Raw genomic sequence first — 15,158 nt, 5'->3', positions numbered from 1 at the left:
ATGACAGTTTTATTTTTTACTGTCTCTCATAGGGGGAGCATATCAATGTATTTTGCTGCAGCCTCCCTTAGCGTTATGCAATTAATCAGAGTGGGATTCTGTCTGCATTACCAATATTATTTAATCAGATCGAGAGCCTGTTTGAGGTCAGCGATGATATCATCAGCATCTTCCAGACCTACGGAGAGACGTACCAGACCTTCGCTGATGCCGGCAGCTTTCAGTTCTTCCGGTGTGTAGGTGGAGTGCGTCATGGAAGCAGCATGTTCGATCAATGTTTCAGCATCGCCGAGAGATACTGCCAGGCTGCACAGTTTGACATTGTTCATAACGATGGCGCCTTCTTCTCTGCCACCTTTGAGTTCGAAGGAAATCATGCCACCGGGCAGACGCATCTGTTTCTTAGCCAGTTCATACTGCGGGAAGCTCTTCAGGCCAGGATAGTTGACTTTTGCAACAGCCGGATGGCTTTCGAGGAATTCAGCAACTTTCATAGCGTTGGCCGAATGTTTTTCCATACGCAGAGCCAGCGTCTTCATGCCGCGGGCAATAAGGAATGCGTCAAACGGGCTGAGTACGGAACCAGTCATATCTTTGATACCGAAGAGACGTACGTTGTTGATGTATTCCTGAGAACCAACTACGAAGCCGGCAATAACGTCGCCATGGCCGTTCAGATATTTAGTAGCGGAATGAACAACTACGTCAGCGCCGAGGGATAACGGTTTCTGGATGTACGGCGAGCAGAAGGTGTTATCAACTACGACTGTGATATCGCCCATTTCATGAGCCATCTTGCTGATGCCTTCGATATCAGAAATCTTCAGTGTCGGGTTAGCCGGTGTTTCGAGGTAAATAACACGGGTATTCGGTTTGATAGCTTTCTTGACAGCATCCATATCAGTAATATCGACGAAGGATACTTCTACGCCATAGCGGGTCATGCCGTGGTTCAGGAGAGCGAATGTGCAGCCATAGAGCGTATCGCTGGCTACTACATGATCACCTGCATGGAGCAGTGTCCAGAGAGCGGAAGAGATAGCACCCATACCAGAAGCTGCGGAGCAGCAGGCTTCGCCGCCTTCGAGCATAGCAACTTTTTCTTCAACCTGTGTATCGGAAGGATTGCCGAGACGGGAATAAATATAGCCCGGTTCTTTTAAAGCAAAGCGGGCACCGCCCTGTTCAGCCGAATCAAATACGAATGTGGAAGACTGATAAATCGGGTTGGTCAGTGCACCGAATTCATTTTTCATAGCACCTGCGTGAATAGCCTGTGTAGCAAAACCCATTTTCTTCAACATTTCTTTTTCCATTACAATTTCCTCCTTAAATTATATAGAATGATAATATATAACACTATTCAAAAGCTATACAGCTTTTAATAAACAAACTATATTTTCTTGTTTTTATTTCGTTTCCTCTTGACAATGTAAGTGTAACATAATGCCACCCCTTTGTATAATACGTATCACTCGTACTATTACATAGTTTTAAACTATATAAATTCCAGCGCAAAAAAACTGCACTCCATTGAGGCAGTGCAGTTGATAGTTACTTATTACGTTATACGATGTAGTACCGGTACATTCCGCCAACTTCCTGACGACTCAGTTTTCCGTGGTGAAGCAGGTATTCAATATGGGCCAGTGTTTCTCCCATAGCAAACCATTTCTGGGTCGGCGGGAATTCAGCCCACAACTTGCCCCGCATAGACCAGGAAAGGCAGGGCGCCAGTTCGAAGGCTGTCGCTCCCGGATGCGTGGCAGCGGCCTGCAGCACTTCGTCGAGGCGTCTGGCATGATGCTTCCGCAAGGCATCGATACGGCCGGCAATAGACGTATCTCCTTTGCGATGTCCTGGCAGGGCCAGCCGTACAGGCAGGTCATATACCTTATCCAGGCTCTGCAGATACCGTTCCAGCGCATCAGGCATATGATACCAATACTGAATATTCGGCGTAATATCGAAGAGAATATGGTCACTGGTAAATATAATTTCTTTTTCCGGTATATACAGGCAGCACAGGCCTTTTGTGTGGCCCGGCGTATGAATGACCTGGAACTCCGTACCAGCCAGCTGTATCCGTTCGCCATCGCGTACGGCCCGTACCGTAAAAGACGGGTCCGGCGAATATTTCCGTGCCTGATTGGAAAACTGGTTTTTTATCTCTTCCGGCGGCATCCCTTCAGCCATAAACTTTTCCTCCGCATATCGCCAGGTACTGCCATCGGCTGAATCGACAAGGTACTGATAGTCATCGGGGTGCATGTAAATCCGGCTTCCTGACCGGGAAAAATCTCCTACAAGCCCTGTATGATCGGCATGGAGATGTGTCAGAAATAAATCGGTCCGGGCCAGGTCCACATGAAGGCTGGTCAGTCCCGAAAACAGTGCTTCCCGGCATTCCGGCCGGTTGAACCCTGTGTCAATGACCAGAAACCGGTCTCTGCCGCGTACGACGTAGGAATTCAGGTACCGCAGCGGATTGTGGGGCAACGGTACTTCGATGCGGTATATATCCGGTTCTGCGCATATATGTTCAATCATAATATAAAACTCCTTATCTCTGGAATATCATCTAATTATAACACAAAACACCAGAAACACGGACAATCCTAAGCTGTCCGCATTTCTGGTGTTTTGTCCTGTGTAAAAGAGTGTCAACAACTTTACCTTCAGGAATACATAAAAATAATAACACGATGCAAAATACATATCTAATTTAAAAGCAAACCTTTACCAATCCCCCTACAACTATACTCCCCCATGCCGCTATGCGGCGGTTATCACGAACCGATGTAAATCTACGCATTATTTCTTCTTACAGAGAGCCTTTACATACCCCCATATGCAGCCGTTCTCACTGCCCCCACAGCTTGTCCGGCCGGTTCTCTGTGCCATTTGATCTCCCCAGATGCAATGGCATCTCTTTCCCTGTCTGCAATAAAAAAAGCCCCTGCTGCATGTCATATGCAACAGGGGCGATGTATCGCGGTACCACCCTGATATTATACTCAGTGTCTTATGAGACGTCTCTAACGCGGAATCACGTCTGTACCTCCTGTTTCTCTAGAAAAAAATTCGGCACAGCTGCTCCCGGGCGAAGTCGGATATACTGATTTTCCCCCGGCTCTCAGCAACCGCCGGTTCTCTGTCAGAAAATACAAATCATACCCTTTACCCTATCATAGCATTTCGTGGCATGTATCTTTAAAATATATGCCTATAGGAAAGATTGAATACATTATCTACGAAAATTCATTTCCTGTCAAGGCCTTTATTTTAGTTTTTTGCCATTTTGCTTAAATTAAACGTTTAATCAGTGCGTTCCTGCTTTATTCTTTTTTCTTCCGGGGATTAAACCGGTTCATCCCCTTATCTACACCCAGCTTCAAACAGCCCAGAACGGCGTCTGCTGCTTTCTTGAGGCCTTCTTCATATTCTGGCACCAGTTCGTCTGGAAAGGGCGTCAGAACGTGATCTACGACATCATGATGGGGCAGCGGGCGGCCGATGCCGACGCGGAACCGGATGAACCGTTCACAGCCATGGGCCAGAAGACTCTTGATGCCATTGTGACCTCCGGCACTGCCGCTGGTCCGGATACGCAGCCGGCCTACAGGCAGATCCATATCGTCATATATGACATAGACATCAGTTTCATCCAGTTTGTACCAGCGCATGAGCGGCCCTACAGCAGCTCCGCTGTTATTCATATACGTCTGGGGTTTGACCAGCAATATCTTCTCGCCGTCATTCATCGCCTGGGCTACCAGAGCATCCATCTGGCTGCGCCAGACCGTAACGCCAAGTCGTGATGCCAGTTCATCAATGACCCGGAAACCTGTATTATGTTTTGATTTTTCATATTCCCGGCCCGGATTCCCCAGACCCACTATCATGTGCACGCTTATACCTGCCTCTTATTTATCAAACAGACGGCTGACCGATACGTCATGGAAGATACGCATGATTGCTTCGCCGAGAAGCGGCGCTACCGAAAGGACTTTAATCTTGTCAATCTGTTTTTCTTCCGGAAGAGGAATCGTATTCGTAATGATCAGTTCCGTAATAACCGAATTCTTAATGCGGTCTACAGCAGGATCCGTAAGGACGGCATGGGCACAGGCAGCATACACACGGGCAGCACCCATTTCTTTCAGGGCCTTGGCTCCGCCGCACAAGGAACCTGCCGTATCTACGATATCATCGACGAGGATACAGGTCTTACCTTTGATATCACCAATGACATTCATGACTTCCGCAACGCCCGGACGGGGACGGCGTTTTTCAATAATAGCAATAGGAGCATTGACGCGGTCAGCCAGATCACGGGCACGGGTTACCCCGCCAAGGTCCGGGGAAACGACGACGATATCGCCCATATCACATTCTGCTTTCTTTTGATTGATATATTTAGCAATAATAGAAGCAGAGCCGAGATGATCGACAGGAATATCAAAGAATCCCTGAATCTGACCGGCATGGAGATCCATCGTAACGACACGGGTAATGCCGGCAGTCGTCATCAGGTCAGCCACTAATTTGGAAGTAATCGGTTCACGGCCGCGGGTCTTACGATCCTGACGGGCATATCCGTAGTACGGTACGACTGCCGTGATGTGACGGGCCGAAGCACGTTTCAGAGCATCTGCCATAATCAGCAATTCCATCAGCGTATCATTGGCCGGCTGACATGTAGGCTGAATAACAAAAACATCCTTGCCGCGGACACTTTCATCAATCATGACCTGAATTTCACCGTTGTTGAATTTGCCGACAAAAGCCTTGCCCAGTTCCAGGCCAAGATAGTCTGCAATTTCTTTTGCCAGTTTCGGATTGGCGTTACCTGTAAAAATTTTCAGCTTTTTCCCGTCTTCGTAACTCATGGTGAGCCTCCTAATTAAATAGTGAAATATAATAACAGCAGTACCAATGGAACTTACTGGTTATTTCTTATATGTGTCGTCTTTTACCCAGCCTTCGATATTGCGCTGTCTTGCCCGCCCTACAGAAAGAGCTTTGGCCGGAACGTCCTTGGTAATCGTCGAGCCAGCGCCGACATAGGCATAGGCACCAATAGAAACAGGTGCCACGAGATTGCTGTTGCATCCCACAAAGGCGTGATCTGCAATGGTCGTGCGATGTTTGATTTTGCCATCGTAATTGACGGTAATCGTTCCACAGCCAATATTGACGCCGCTGCCGACATCGCTGTCGCCGATATAGCTCAGGTGCGGCAGTTTGGTACCATCGCCGACGTTTGAATTTTTTACTTCCATATAGTTGCCAACCTTGACATGATTGCCAATCACCGTATTGGGACGGAAATGGACAAACGGCCCGATTTCACATCCATCCTTGATCTGGCAGTCATGGGCATAGGTAAATTGTAAATGATCGTGAGAGCCCATTTGCACGTTTGTCATGCGGACGTATGGCCCTATCTGGCAGTCTTCGCCGATAACGGTATTTCCTTCCAGGATCGTTCCCGGATACAGGACCGTATCCCGGCCTACTACTACCGTCGTATCTACATAGGTATTTGCCGGGTCGATAATAGAAACACCATCGGTCATCAATTCGTCGAGCTTGCGGCTGCGCAGGACCTGTTCTGCTGCCGCCAGCTGCTGCCGGGAATTGACTCCCAGCGTTTCTTTATAATCAGGAGCGGCAAACGCACTGACTATCTTTCCTGCATTCACCAGCATGCCGATAATATCCGTCAGATAGTATTCACCCTGGGCGTTGTTATTATTTACGTTGTGCAGCATCTGCCAGAGTAAAGACAAATCAAAACAGTATATGCCGGCATTGACTTCATCGACGGCCAGTTCTTCCGGTGTCCCGTCTTTCTGTTCGACGATTTTTACCACCTGACCGGCTTCATCACGGATAATCCGCCCATAACCGGTAGGATCCGGCATATGCGCTGTGAGGATCGTAGCCGCAGCACCGCTCTTTTCATGCCAGTCCAGAAGAGATGCAAACGTGTCTTTCGTAACCAGCGGCGTGTCGCCACAAGTAACAAGCAGCGTGCCTTGTTCATCCTTCAGCAGTGCTTCCGCCTGCAGGACAGCATGCCCTGTTCCGAGCTGTTCTTTCTGCATCACTGTTTCTGCTTCATTGCCCAGATATTCCTGTACCATTTCGCCGCCGAAACCGACTACGACAATCTGCCGCCGTGTACCAGCTGCTTTTACGGTCCGCAGGACTTGTTCTACCATCGGCACCCCGCCGACTCTGTGCAGAACTTTGGGAAGACGGGACTTCATTCTCGTCCCCTTGCCTGCTGCCAAGATAAGTGCAATCGTGTCTTTCATTCAGCCTTAGCCTCCCTGGTGTTAAATAACTTTACCATGTCTTTCTAGAATAACACAAACACTGCCTAAAATACATAGCAATTTTACAAAAAATTGCCACAAATTAGTAAATTCTCTTATGCTTCTTTGACATGCAAAAAGGAGAGGGTGACACCTCTCCTTTTCTCACTCTATCAATTTATAAAACATGGACAACGACATTCTGTCTGCCAAAATTCAAAGCTTCTTCCCGGTCATCCATCCCCAGGTCGATACGGTTGCCAACAATGGCTCCGCCCGTATCATCGGCAATGGCATCTCCGTATCCTTCAATATACAGCCGCGTTCCCAGCGGAATAACATCGGGATCAACGGAAACGAGGCCATGGGTCAGCCGGTGACCTCCTGCAGTGATACCACTGTTTCCCGGATCATCTGCCGTATAAGCCGTAGCATCCATCACCATGCTGTACTGGTATGAACCACTTTCTTCAGGCACTTCGCGCCCGCTGGCATCAGCCAGGGCCTGCATCGTCTGTGTTCCGACAACTCCGTCGGCGTCTAACCCATGATCTGCTTGAAAGCGACGCACAGCACTTTGTGTACCACTGCCAAACACACCATCTGCTCCATCAGATAAATATCCAGTGTCAATGAGCATATATTGCACACTCTGAACAACAGAGCCGGTCATTCCCATTTCTACGTTCGCAGACGCAAGCGAAGAAAATGCAAAAACAAATAAAGCTGTGAGTAAGAAGACTATTCGTTTCTTCAAAAAACCACCTCTTTGCTAACATCAAAAAATCACATCGACAAAATTATAGCAAAAATGGCACAATAAGTCAAAAAAATACGTATTTATGCATCGATTTTTGTCTATTTATACTTCATTCTTTCTCTGCTCACTCTTTATCATCCTTTATTTGTCACACTTTAATCATATTTTTTATTACCAGGTACTAATTTTAATAATTATTATGCATTTTCGTGTTCTACCAAGTTCCGGACTTTTTCTGCCGCTTCGACGGAATCCGTCAGGACATACAGGTAATCTCCGGCACATAAACGGGTATGATAATCGGGAATAATTTCTTCTGTTCCCCGTTTAATATCGACTAAGGCAACGTGATCCGGCCAGTCAATCCGGCCAATATATTTTCCATCGACAGCACTTCCACTACTGATAGTCAGCTCCAGAATATTACGCCGTTCTTCTGCAGGAAGCACTTTATGTCTCGTAGTAAGAGACCGTTTGAGCAGCGTATCATAAATCGGCTGCCCTCCCAGGAGTTGTGCCGTAGCCAGAGCAATCATAGACGCTGTACAAAGTACGAGGAGATGTTCATATGATGCCGTCATTTCCATAATCAGGATTGTCCCCGTAACCGGCGAATGAACAGATGCTGCAAAAAACGCCGCCATGGAAATGACAATGATATTCGTCAGGTAATACGAGGAAATGACTCCCATTTGTACGAGAAGGATACCTATGCTGCCACCGCATAATGCTCCCAGTACCAGCATGGGAAGAAAAAATCCCCCCGGCGTGCCACATCCATAGCTGATAAGCGTAAACAGGAATTTGCCACAAAGGAGCGTAAGAAACAGGGTCAGCGACAGTGGCAGCTGGTAGAGGCTGTTAATAAGGTCATTGCCTCCGCCGAGTATCTGAGGGAAAACATATCCCAATATACCGGCTGTTACCAAAGCAAAGGCAATGCGCATATAATCATTACGAAACACAGACAATGCGTAAAAACGGCTGATATTGAGAAGACCTTTGTTGAAAATGACACCGGCTGCGCCAATAATGATTCCTAATACAACAGCCAGCCACATATACCGTAACGGGAACGGCGGCAGCATGCCAAAATGGAAAATCGGATCCCGGCCAAATACTACACGGCTGACCATCGTTGCAACCAGAGCCGCCGCCATGGCCGGAGCCAGGACGACGCTGGAAAAATTCCGGTGGAGTTCTTCCAAAGCAAAAATGGCACCTGCCAGTGGCGCATTGAATGCGGCTGCCAGACCGGCACTGGCCCCTGCCGTAATCAAATACCGTTCTTCCATGCGCGACCGCCCCAGAGCGCGGCTCATCCCCTGGGCCGTAACGGCGCCGAGCTGTATAGACGGGCCTTCCCGTCCCAGCGACAGCCCCAGACCGATACCCAGTATACCGCCGGCCAGCTTGACCCAGAGTACCCTCAGCCAGCGCAGCCGCACGACACCGAGAATGATTCCTTTTACTTGTGGGATACCACTGCCAGATGCTTCTGGCTCATGCTGTTTCAGACGATATAACACGTACGCTGCCATCAGCAGGAACACAAACCATACTGTATTTTCCACCCACCCCGCCTGCATCAGCAGGGCATATACCTGCTCACGAAGCCGGGTTCCCGCTTCCAGGCACCAGCGGAAGAAACTGATGACGATGCCACTGAGCAGACCTACCCATGCACCTTCCACAAACAGGCGCAGACGGAACCGGGGCCAGTGATTTAAATTCCGGATAACCGGGATAATATCTATTTTGCCTTGCATGATGCCAACCTCCCTATATATGGTCAGTATATCATATTTTTTCAATTTTGATTATTTTCTGCCACCTATCATGGTATAATGAACGACAAGAGCACATCATCGCATAAAAGATGCAATATATTATAGTATATATATTATAAGAGACAAAGACTTTAAGCGGTGAATAGTCATGACATTCCCTATAACAAGGAGGCCCATACCATGCATACATACCAGCCCGATTTTGATATTGAATCTGCTGTTTTACATGAATTACCTTATATGATCCACATGCGTGAACATTTCCATGCTCATCCCGAATTGAGCGGTCAGGAACGCGAAACGAGCCAGGCGGTCCTTCGTGAACTCCAGAAAGCAGGCATAGAAGATGCCCGCATCATTGCTGATACAGGCGTCACAGGGCTCATCCGCGGGGCACTGCCCGGTCCGGTCCTGCTGCTTCGTGCCGACATGGACGCCCTGCCCCTGACAGAGCAATATACCTGTTCCTATACCTCCCAGACGCCCGGTGTGATGCACGCCTGTGGTCACGATGGCCACACAGCCAACCTTCTCGGCGTCGCGCGTATCCTCCAGGCTCACCGGAACTGCCTGCGCGGCACTGTCCGCCTTGCATTCCAGCCGGCCGAAGAAGGAAACGGCGGTGCCGCCCGCATGATAGAAGCAGGAATACTGCATAATCCTTCTGTTGATTATGCGCTGGGACTGCACGTCGCCGGCGGGCTGCCCCAGGGATATATCGGCCTGCGCCACGGAGAGTGCTCCGCTTCCTGCGATGATTTCACCATCACGATTCATGGCAAAGGCGGGCACGGATCACGGCCATCAGACTGCATCAGCCCCATCCAGATGGGCGTATCCATTATTTCCCAGATTCAGGACTATGTGTACCACAAACGGGCTGACGGTGACGGCGTTGTCCTTACATTCGGCCAGTTCCAGTCCGGCCACAATCCCAATGTCATTCCTGATACAGCAGAACTCAAAGGCACACTGCGCACATATAATGAAAAGAAACGTCAGGATATCCTGGAAACACTACAGCATATCCTGACTGCCTGTGAAACGATTTACGGTGGCACCTGCCAGCTTCATGTCGTTCCCTTTTCCCCGGTATGCATAAATGATGACACCGTCACATCCCGCGTCGAATCCATCCTGCGCCGTCATATGGCAGACCGCATCCAGCTGATTACGATGGAACGCGGTTCCGGCTCTGAAGACTTCGCCTATTTCAGCGCGGCCGTCCCTTCCTGTTTTTATTACACAGGTATCTATGATACAGAACCTGTATTCGGTCACAACCCGGATTTCCACTGGGACAGCCATGCACTGCAGTATATGGCTGAAAGCATGCTAACCCTCGTGTATTACTTTGCCGGCTGATTCTTCCTGGCCGGCAAACGATTGCAGACACGGCCGTAATGCCGATAAAATGCGGGCTGCCGTCTGTGTCGGATGCAGATGGGTTACCAGATAATACACACGGTCTGGCGGAGGATCGGTCAGTTTCTGTATGATATACCGGCCGGTAGCCGCCAGTTTTTTTGCCATAGAAATCTGTACGACCGACCACTGTCCGGGCTTATTCAAGACAAGAGGAATCAAGCTGGCATTATCCAGGCTGATATAACTATTATTGACCGGCGCCCACCATTCATCATGCCATGCCTGAAAACTAATACCGCTGTAATTATAAATTTCCATTTCCTGTGGCAGGTCTCTGGGGCTGCAGACAGGGCTGAAAATCTCTGTTCCCGCCGGCCGGACCACGACCATGGGCTCACTGAACCATTTTTCTACCAGCGTATTCTGATATTCCCGTGCAATGAGAGAAAATCCCAAATCTGCCTGATGGCGTTCCACCAGATCATAAATCAGTCCCGAATGAGATGTCATAACGTGTAAATGCGTAGTCGGTATATGTTCATGCAGATAATCCGATATGCTCGGAATCGCCTGGATATTCAGACTGCTCAGAGACGCAATCGTAAAGGACGACTGCCAGCGTCCCCTTCCCAGATGGCAGGCATCTTTCCACAAGGACAGCATTTCATTGGCAATGGTGAGAAAGTTTTCACCAGCCAGTGTTAGGCGCAGGGATTTCATTCCCTGGCCACGCTCTATCAAGACGACCTGTAACGCCGTTTCCAGATCCTTTATCCGTTTACTCACTGTCGATTGGGATAAATGGAGATTGCGTGCTGTCTGAGAAAAGCTGAGGGTCTGAGATAGATCAACAAAAATTTGCAAATCTTCATTCGTATACATCCGGTTCGCCCTTTCCGTTTTATATTCCATAAGTAAATAGCAATACGTATATATTCCGTTTCATTTCTATTCCTATTCCAATTTACGATATATTCGTTTAATATTTACTATTTTACAAAATCACTAAAGTTTCGTATAGTAGGAAATCATATGATTCCAAATGTTTTTATCCAAAGTGAGGTTCTACTATGGTTTTCCTTTTTATCCTTGAACATACGATGATGCCTCTGTTTACGCTGGTACTCATAGGCTACCTCGTGGACAGGAAATTTCACATCGACGTCAAACCACTGTCTAAACTGTTATTTTTTCTCATTATTCCCAGTTTTATTTTTACTAATATTTACAAAACTAACTTTCCCAGCAATAGTATAAACATCTTACTCTGTGTATTTATACTGCTCTTTATTTCCTTTGTCCTTGCCAATATTGTCAGCCGATGGAGGCATTACGATGCTGGAATGATTGAATCGTGCCGGAATGCGCTGATGTTCAATAATACTGGCAACCTTGGCGTCGCATTAATTATTCTGGTCTTTTCTCATGAACCATTTATTGTAAATGGCCAGACGCCATATCTGGATGAGGCGATGGTCGTCTGGATCATAATTTATGTAGTTCAGAGTGTCAGCCTCAATACACTAGGTCTTTATCAGGCCGGGCGCGGAAGACTTACCGCACGGGACACTTTAAAAATAATGTTTCAAATGCCAATTATTTATTTATTCGCGGCGGCTGTTCTAACCCGGTATCTCGGCCTGCATGCAGAAAATTTTTATTTCTGGCCTATTATGGAAATGTCAAGTCAGGCCATCACACCAGTCGCAATGTTTACCATTGGCGTGCAATTATCACAAACGAAAATCGAATGGTTGAATCCCGATGTCTGGATAATCAGCATCTTAAAATTCTTTATCATGCCCGCCATCGGCCTGGCCATGATTTTTATTGCCAATGCACTCGTCCCCGGTACATTCACGGCCGTCGGAGCCATCGTCTTCCTCATCTACTGTGCCATCCCAACTGCCGTCAACACGGCCATGTTTGCTATGGAATTTGATAACAACCCCAATTACGCAACCCAGGTCGTCATGAACACGACCGCTCTCAGTGCCATCTCCCTGACACTGGTCATATTTGTCGGTCACCTCATCTTTATATAATTTTCTATACTGTTACGCCTTTTGTGATGGAAGAGATGCCAGATGATGCATGCCCTCATATGCATTATCTGGCATCTCTTTATTCATTATTGATAATCATTTCTTTTTAACATATGTTGCAAATGTAACAGAAATCCTGCTATAATCATGATATAGTAATCATAGAAAAAAACAAATGACAGATATACAAGAAAGGAGACATCCATCATGAAGGCTCTTGTACTCTACTCATCCCAAACCGGCAGAACGAAAAAATTTGCCGAAGCAATTCGTTCCGTATTACCAAAAAACACCGATTTCCTGCCCATGGAACAAGCCCCGGAACACTTTGATGACTACGATATCGTCTTTGCTGGCATCTGGTTTTTGGATTATAAATTGGACAGCGTATCCCAGTCCGTATTACAGCGGCTAAATGCAAAAAAAGTAGCTATTTTCGCGACCATGCACCGCGACCTGTATTCAGATGAAATCTCAAAAAACCTTCGTCAGGCTGTCGATCTGCTGCCACCCCATGTATGGGTTGCCGGTACGCACGTCAGCTACATTGATGAATCCATCGCCAGAACGCCCCTGGGCAAACAAGAATCGCTCCGTCTGGATACCCTCCAGGACTTTGCAGCCAATACCTATGAACGAGTTCTGACAGCAGCATAGCTGGATAATACAGCCAAAAGCCGGAACAGAATGAGAACAACTTCTCATCTCTGTTCCGTTTTTTTTGATTGCTTACTTTATTTTCTCATATCCTTTTCAAAAACATACTCTGTCTGATTTTCCATATGAAACCGATGAAGCATATTAATAAACTCCGTTTCTTTTCGCCTGATATAATGAATAATCCTCCATTTAAATAGAATGATTTCACGACGCTTCATTTTTTCCATCTGCGTATCAGTAATCATATACATATCCCGCGAAGGAGTCTGCACAGCCAGTCCAGAGACATAGCAGTCTTCCCGTTTACGGAGTTCCAAGCATATACTATAAGGAGCAAAAAACCATGTCGTATCATCGAGCAGATCAAATGCTATCTTAGCCGTATCCACAGAAAACTTCGGCATGATGTAAGACGGAAAATACAAACTGTGCCAATGGACATAATCGGCCCCCCAGTTTATATATATCTGATTCCTGCCGTCCAGATCAGACGGCATCAATACGGTCTTATCATGTATCTTATGCCGGCTTACTACCATCAGTGTTTCAGAATGAATGTTCCGCACCCGGATATGAGGCACCCGTTGTTCCCGCAGAGGAAATCCAATATCCAGTACATGAAGCCGTACCTGTTCATATATCTCATTTGAATGAAGAGTCCGGATATGCAACCGCCAGTCCAGTGGATCCGTCTTCAACTGATTATAAAAGGCGCTGAATAAATAGTTATTGACACTATTGACCGTTCCTATAGTCAATTCTAATGTTTGAGGGCGATGCTGAAAATTTTCCAGATCCTGATCCAGTCTCAGCCAGTTCTGGGCCAGTGGCAGAAACCGCGCTCCCGCTGCCGTAAGGTGAGTATGTTTTGCTCCCTTATTACGAATAATCAATTCTTCCCCTATATGTTCCTCCAGTTTTTTCAAACGATGGCTGACCGCAGCCTGGGATATGTACAGAACCTGTGCGGTTTTACTAATATTTTGCACATTTGCCAGCGTTACGAAAGTTTCTAATATGTCTTTTTCCATGGTATCAGTCCCATTCTGGATACGAGCAATGCTTTTATCGAATTATTCATCAAATAAGTAATTCATCGATTTATTATTTGTTTTTATTTTAATTCTTTCTGTATTATGATGTCAATGTAAGATACGTATCTGAAAATCGCAATAGCATTATACCTTGGGAGGATTTGAACATGGAAATTATGGACTGCACGCTTCGTGATGGAGCCAATGTCGTTGGTGCTGGTTTTTCTGTTGATTTGACAAAACTTATGATTGAAGGACTGCTCGACAGTCATATAACAATAATTGAAATGGGCCATTGCACGGGCCTCGGCAGTATGCAGCATGGAGGCAAACACTCTCCTGTGACTGACGATGAATACTTAGATGCCATTCAGCCTTACGTCAAAAGAGGTCATATCGGCATGTTCCAGTCTGCCAAAAATGCAGATGAGGAACTTATCTTCAAAGCTGCCCATAAAGGTCTGAGCTTTCTCCGTGTCGGTGCTAATGCCGGGGATGGCAAAACGGCTGTAAATGCTGTCAAAATGGTCCGCAGAGCCGGTCTGGAAGCCCGCTACAGCCTGATGAAAGCCTATGTACTTACACCAGACGAACTGGCCGCCGAAGCCGCTATGCTGGAAAATGCCGGAGTTCAGGCCATTACAATCATGGATTCTGCAGGTTACATGTTCCCGGAACAAGCTGCTGAATATACCCGGAAATTGAAATCCGCTGTGTCTATTCCCGTAGGGTTCCACGGCCATAGCAACCTGGGAATGGCTATGGCAAACGCCCAAGCCGCTGAAGCTGCTGGCGCAGATTTTATCGACTGTGGTCTCATGGGCATGGCCCGCAGTGCAGGAAATATCACAACCGAAGGAGCCTTGGCTATTTTCCAGAGAGAAGGCAAAGCCATGCAATATGATTTTTACAAGCTCCTCCACTTTATCGATGATAAACTGATGCCTGCAATGGAAAAAGAAGGATATCATAACCCAATAAAACCATTAGACCTGATTCTCGGCTATGCCGGCTGTCATTCCAGCTTTGTCAACACTTACAAAGAAGTAGCTAAAGAAACAGGTACAGACCTGTACAAACTCATCGTAGAAACATCGAAACAAAATCAGAAGAACCCAACCCGGGAACTGATGGAAGAAGTAGCAAGTTCCATTCATTAAGGAGAGGTATCAGGT

Annotated in this window: 13 protein-coding genes and 1 other annotated feature; of the genes, 4 read left to right on the top strand and 9 right to left on the bottom strand. The window is 47.0% G+C overall.

Features of this window, described 5'->3' with window-relative positions:
• Positions 1 to 116 precede the first annotated feature (116 nt).
• The 7 genes from megL to DW949_RS06715 form a co-directional block, all read right to left on the bottom strand.
• Positions 117 to 1,316: a methionine gamma-lyase gene (megL, locus tag DW949_RS06745; RefSeq protein WP_118022474.1), complete on the bottom strand. Its 1,200-nt coding sequence runs from the start codon at positions 1,314 to 1,316 to the stop codon at positions 117 to 119.
• Positions 1,317 to 1,566: 250 nt separating this feature from the next.
• Entirely contained in the window at positions 1,567 to 2,550 is a 984-nt protein-coding gene (locus DW949_RS06740; protein ID WP_118022473.1) for an MBL fold metallo-hydrolase, read from the bottom strand.
• A 427-nt stretch (positions 2,551 to 2,977) separates the two neighbouring features.
• Positions 2,978 to 3,201: a binding site (T-box leader), on the bottom strand.
• 137 nt (positions 3,202 to 3,338) lie between these two features.
• The gene (pth, locus tag DW949_RS06735) at positions 3,339 to 3,905 is read right to left on the bottom strand and encodes an aminoacyl-tRNA hydrolase (protein WP_118022472.1); all 567 of its coding nucleotides are present in this window, start codon (positions 3,903 to 3,905) and stop codon (positions 3,339 to 3,341) included.
• A 21-nt stretch (positions 3,906 to 3,926) separates the two neighbouring features.
• Positions 3,927 to 4,892 carry a ribose-phosphate pyrophosphokinase gene (locus DW949_RS06730; protein WP_059076580.1) on the bottom strand — a complete coding sequence of 322 codons (966 nt, stop codon included), beginning with the start codon at positions 4,890 to 4,892 and terminating at the stop codon, positions 3,927 to 3,929.
• 60 nt (positions 4,893 to 4,952) lie between these two features.
• The gene (gene glmU, locus DW949_RS06725; protein WP_118022471.1) at positions 4,953 to 6,326 is read right to left on the bottom strand and encodes a bifunctional UDP-N-acetylglucosamine diphosphorylase/glucosamine-1-phosphate N-acetyltransferase GlmU; all 1,374 of its coding nucleotides are present in this window, start codon (positions 6,324 to 6,326) and stop codon (positions 4,953 to 4,955) included.
• A gap of 178 nt (positions 6,327 to 6,504) precedes the next feature.
• Positions 6,505 to 7,005: a peptidoglycan-binding protein gene (locus DW949_RS06720; RefSeq protein ID WP_118022481.1), complete on the bottom strand. Its 501-nt coding sequence runs from the start codon at positions 7,003 to 7,005 to the stop codon at positions 6,505 to 6,507.
• Positions 7,006 to 7,283: 278 nt separating this feature from the next.
• Positions 7,284 to 8,855, bottom strand: coding sequence for a ClC family H(+)/Cl(-) exchange transporter (locus tag DW949_RS06715; protein WP_118022470.1), 1,572 nt, complete (start codon positions 8,853 to 8,855; stop codon positions 7,284 to 7,286).
• Positions 8,856 to 9,056: 201 nt separating this feature from the next.
• Between DW949_RS06715 and DW949_RS06710 the strand changes: the two genes are divergently transcribed.
• Positions 9,057 to 10,241 (top strand): M20 family metallopeptidase, encoded by a 1,185-nt coding sequence (locus tag DW949_RS06710; RefSeq protein ID WP_118022469.1) that lies wholly within the window; start codon positions 9,057 to 9,059, stop codon positions 10,239 to 10,241.
• Here the strand turns inward: DW949_RS06710 and DW949_RS06705 are convergent.
• Positions 10,212 to 11,126, bottom strand: a complete 915-nt coding sequence (locus tag DW949_RS06705; RefSeq protein WP_158570652.1) for a LysR family transcriptional regulator — start codon at positions 11,124 to 11,126, stop codon at positions 10,212 to 10,214. The genes DW949_RS06710 and DW949_RS06705 overlap by 30 nt on opposite strands.
• 707 nt (positions 11,127 to 11,833) lie before the next feature.
• Between DW949_RS06705 and DW949_RS13800 the strand changes: the two genes are divergently transcribed.
• A complete protein-coding gene (locus DW949_RS13800; protein WP_233539516.1) occupies positions 11,834 to 12,289 on the top strand; it encodes an AEC family transporter in 456 nt (151 codons plus the stop codon).
• 207 nt (positions 12,290 to 12,496) lie between these two features.
• Positions 12,497 to 12,946 (top strand): flavodoxin family protein, encoded by a 450-nt coding sequence (locus DW949_RS06695; protein ID WP_118022466.1) that lies wholly within the window; start codon positions 12,497 to 12,499, stop codon positions 12,944 to 12,946.
• A gap of 77 nt (positions 12,947 to 13,023) precedes the next feature.
• On the opposite strand, the gene DW949_RS06690 is transcribed toward DW949_RS06695, so the two are convergent.
• Positions 13,024 to 13,980, bottom strand: a complete 957-nt coding sequence (locus DW949_RS06690; protein ID WP_118022465.1) for a LysR family transcriptional regulator — start codon at positions 13,978 to 13,980, stop codon at positions 13,024 to 13,026.
• Positions 13,981 to 14,150: 170 nt separating this feature from the next.
• Between DW949_RS06690 and DW949_RS06685 the strand changes: the two genes are divergently transcribed.
• Positions 14,151 to 15,143: a 4-hydroxy-2-oxovalerate aldolase gene (locus tag DW949_RS06685; protein ID WP_118022464.1), complete on the top strand. Its 993-nt coding sequence runs from the start codon at positions 14,151 to 14,153 to the stop codon at positions 15,141 to 15,143.
• Positions 15,144 to 15,158: the final 15 nt, after the last annotated feature.

Source organism: Megasphaera sp. AM44-1BH (assembly GCF_003467125.1).
Taxonomy (GTDB): Bacteria; Bacillota; Negativicutes; order Veillonellales; family Megasphaeraceae; genus Megasphaera.
This window is presented reverse-complemented; position numbering and strand designations above follow the sequence as displayed.

Coding starts and splice junctions, on each gene's coding strand:
- DW949_RS06720 (WP_118022481.1), bottom strand. CDS start 7,005: ATGGGAATGACCGGCTCTGTTGTTCAGAGTGTGCAATATATGCTCATT.
- DW949_RS06695 (WP_118022466.1), top strand. CDS start 12,497: ATGAAGGCTCTTGTACTCTACTCATCCCAAACCGGCAGAACGAAAAAA.
- megL (WP_118022474.1), bottom strand. CDS start 1,316: ATGGAAAAAGAAATGTTGAAGAAAATGGGTTTTGCTACACAGGCTATT.
- DW949_RS06710 (WP_118022469.1), top strand. CDS start 9,057: ATGCATACATACCAGCCCGATTTTGATATTGAATCTGCTGTTTTACAT.
- DW949_RS13800 (WP_233539516.1), top strand. CDS start 11,834: ATGCCAATTATTTATTTATTCGCGGCGGCTGTTCTAACCCGGTATCTC.
- pth (WP_118022472.1), bottom strand. CDS start 3,905: ATGATAGTGGGTCTGGGGAATCCGGGCCGGGAATATGAAAAATCAAAA.
- DW949_RS06715 (WP_118022470.1), bottom strand. CDS start 8,855: ATGCAAGGCAAAATAGATATTATCCCGGTTATCCGGAATTTAAATCAC.
- glmU (WP_118022471.1), bottom strand. CDS start 6,326: ATGAAAGACACGATTGCACTTATCTTGGCAGCAGGCAAGGGGACGAGA.
- DW949_RS06685 (WP_118022464.1), top strand. CDS start 14,151: ATGGAAATTATGGACTGCACGCTTCGTGATGGAGCCAATGTCGTTGGT.
- DW949_RS06690 (WP_118022465.1), bottom strand. CDS start 13,980: ATGGAAAAAGACATATTAGAAACTTTCGTAACGCTGGCAAATGTGCAA.
- DW949_RS06740 (WP_118022473.1), bottom strand. CDS start 2,550: ATGATTGAACATATATGCGCAGAACCGGATATATACCGCATCGAAGTA.
- DW949_RS06730 (WP_059076580.1), bottom strand. CDS start 4,892: ATGAGTTACGAAGACGGGAAAAAGCTGAAAATTTTTACAGGTAACGCC.
- DW949_RS06705 (WP_158570652.1), bottom strand. CDS start 11,126: ATGTATACGAATGAAGATTTGCAAATTTTTGTTGATCTATCTCAGACC.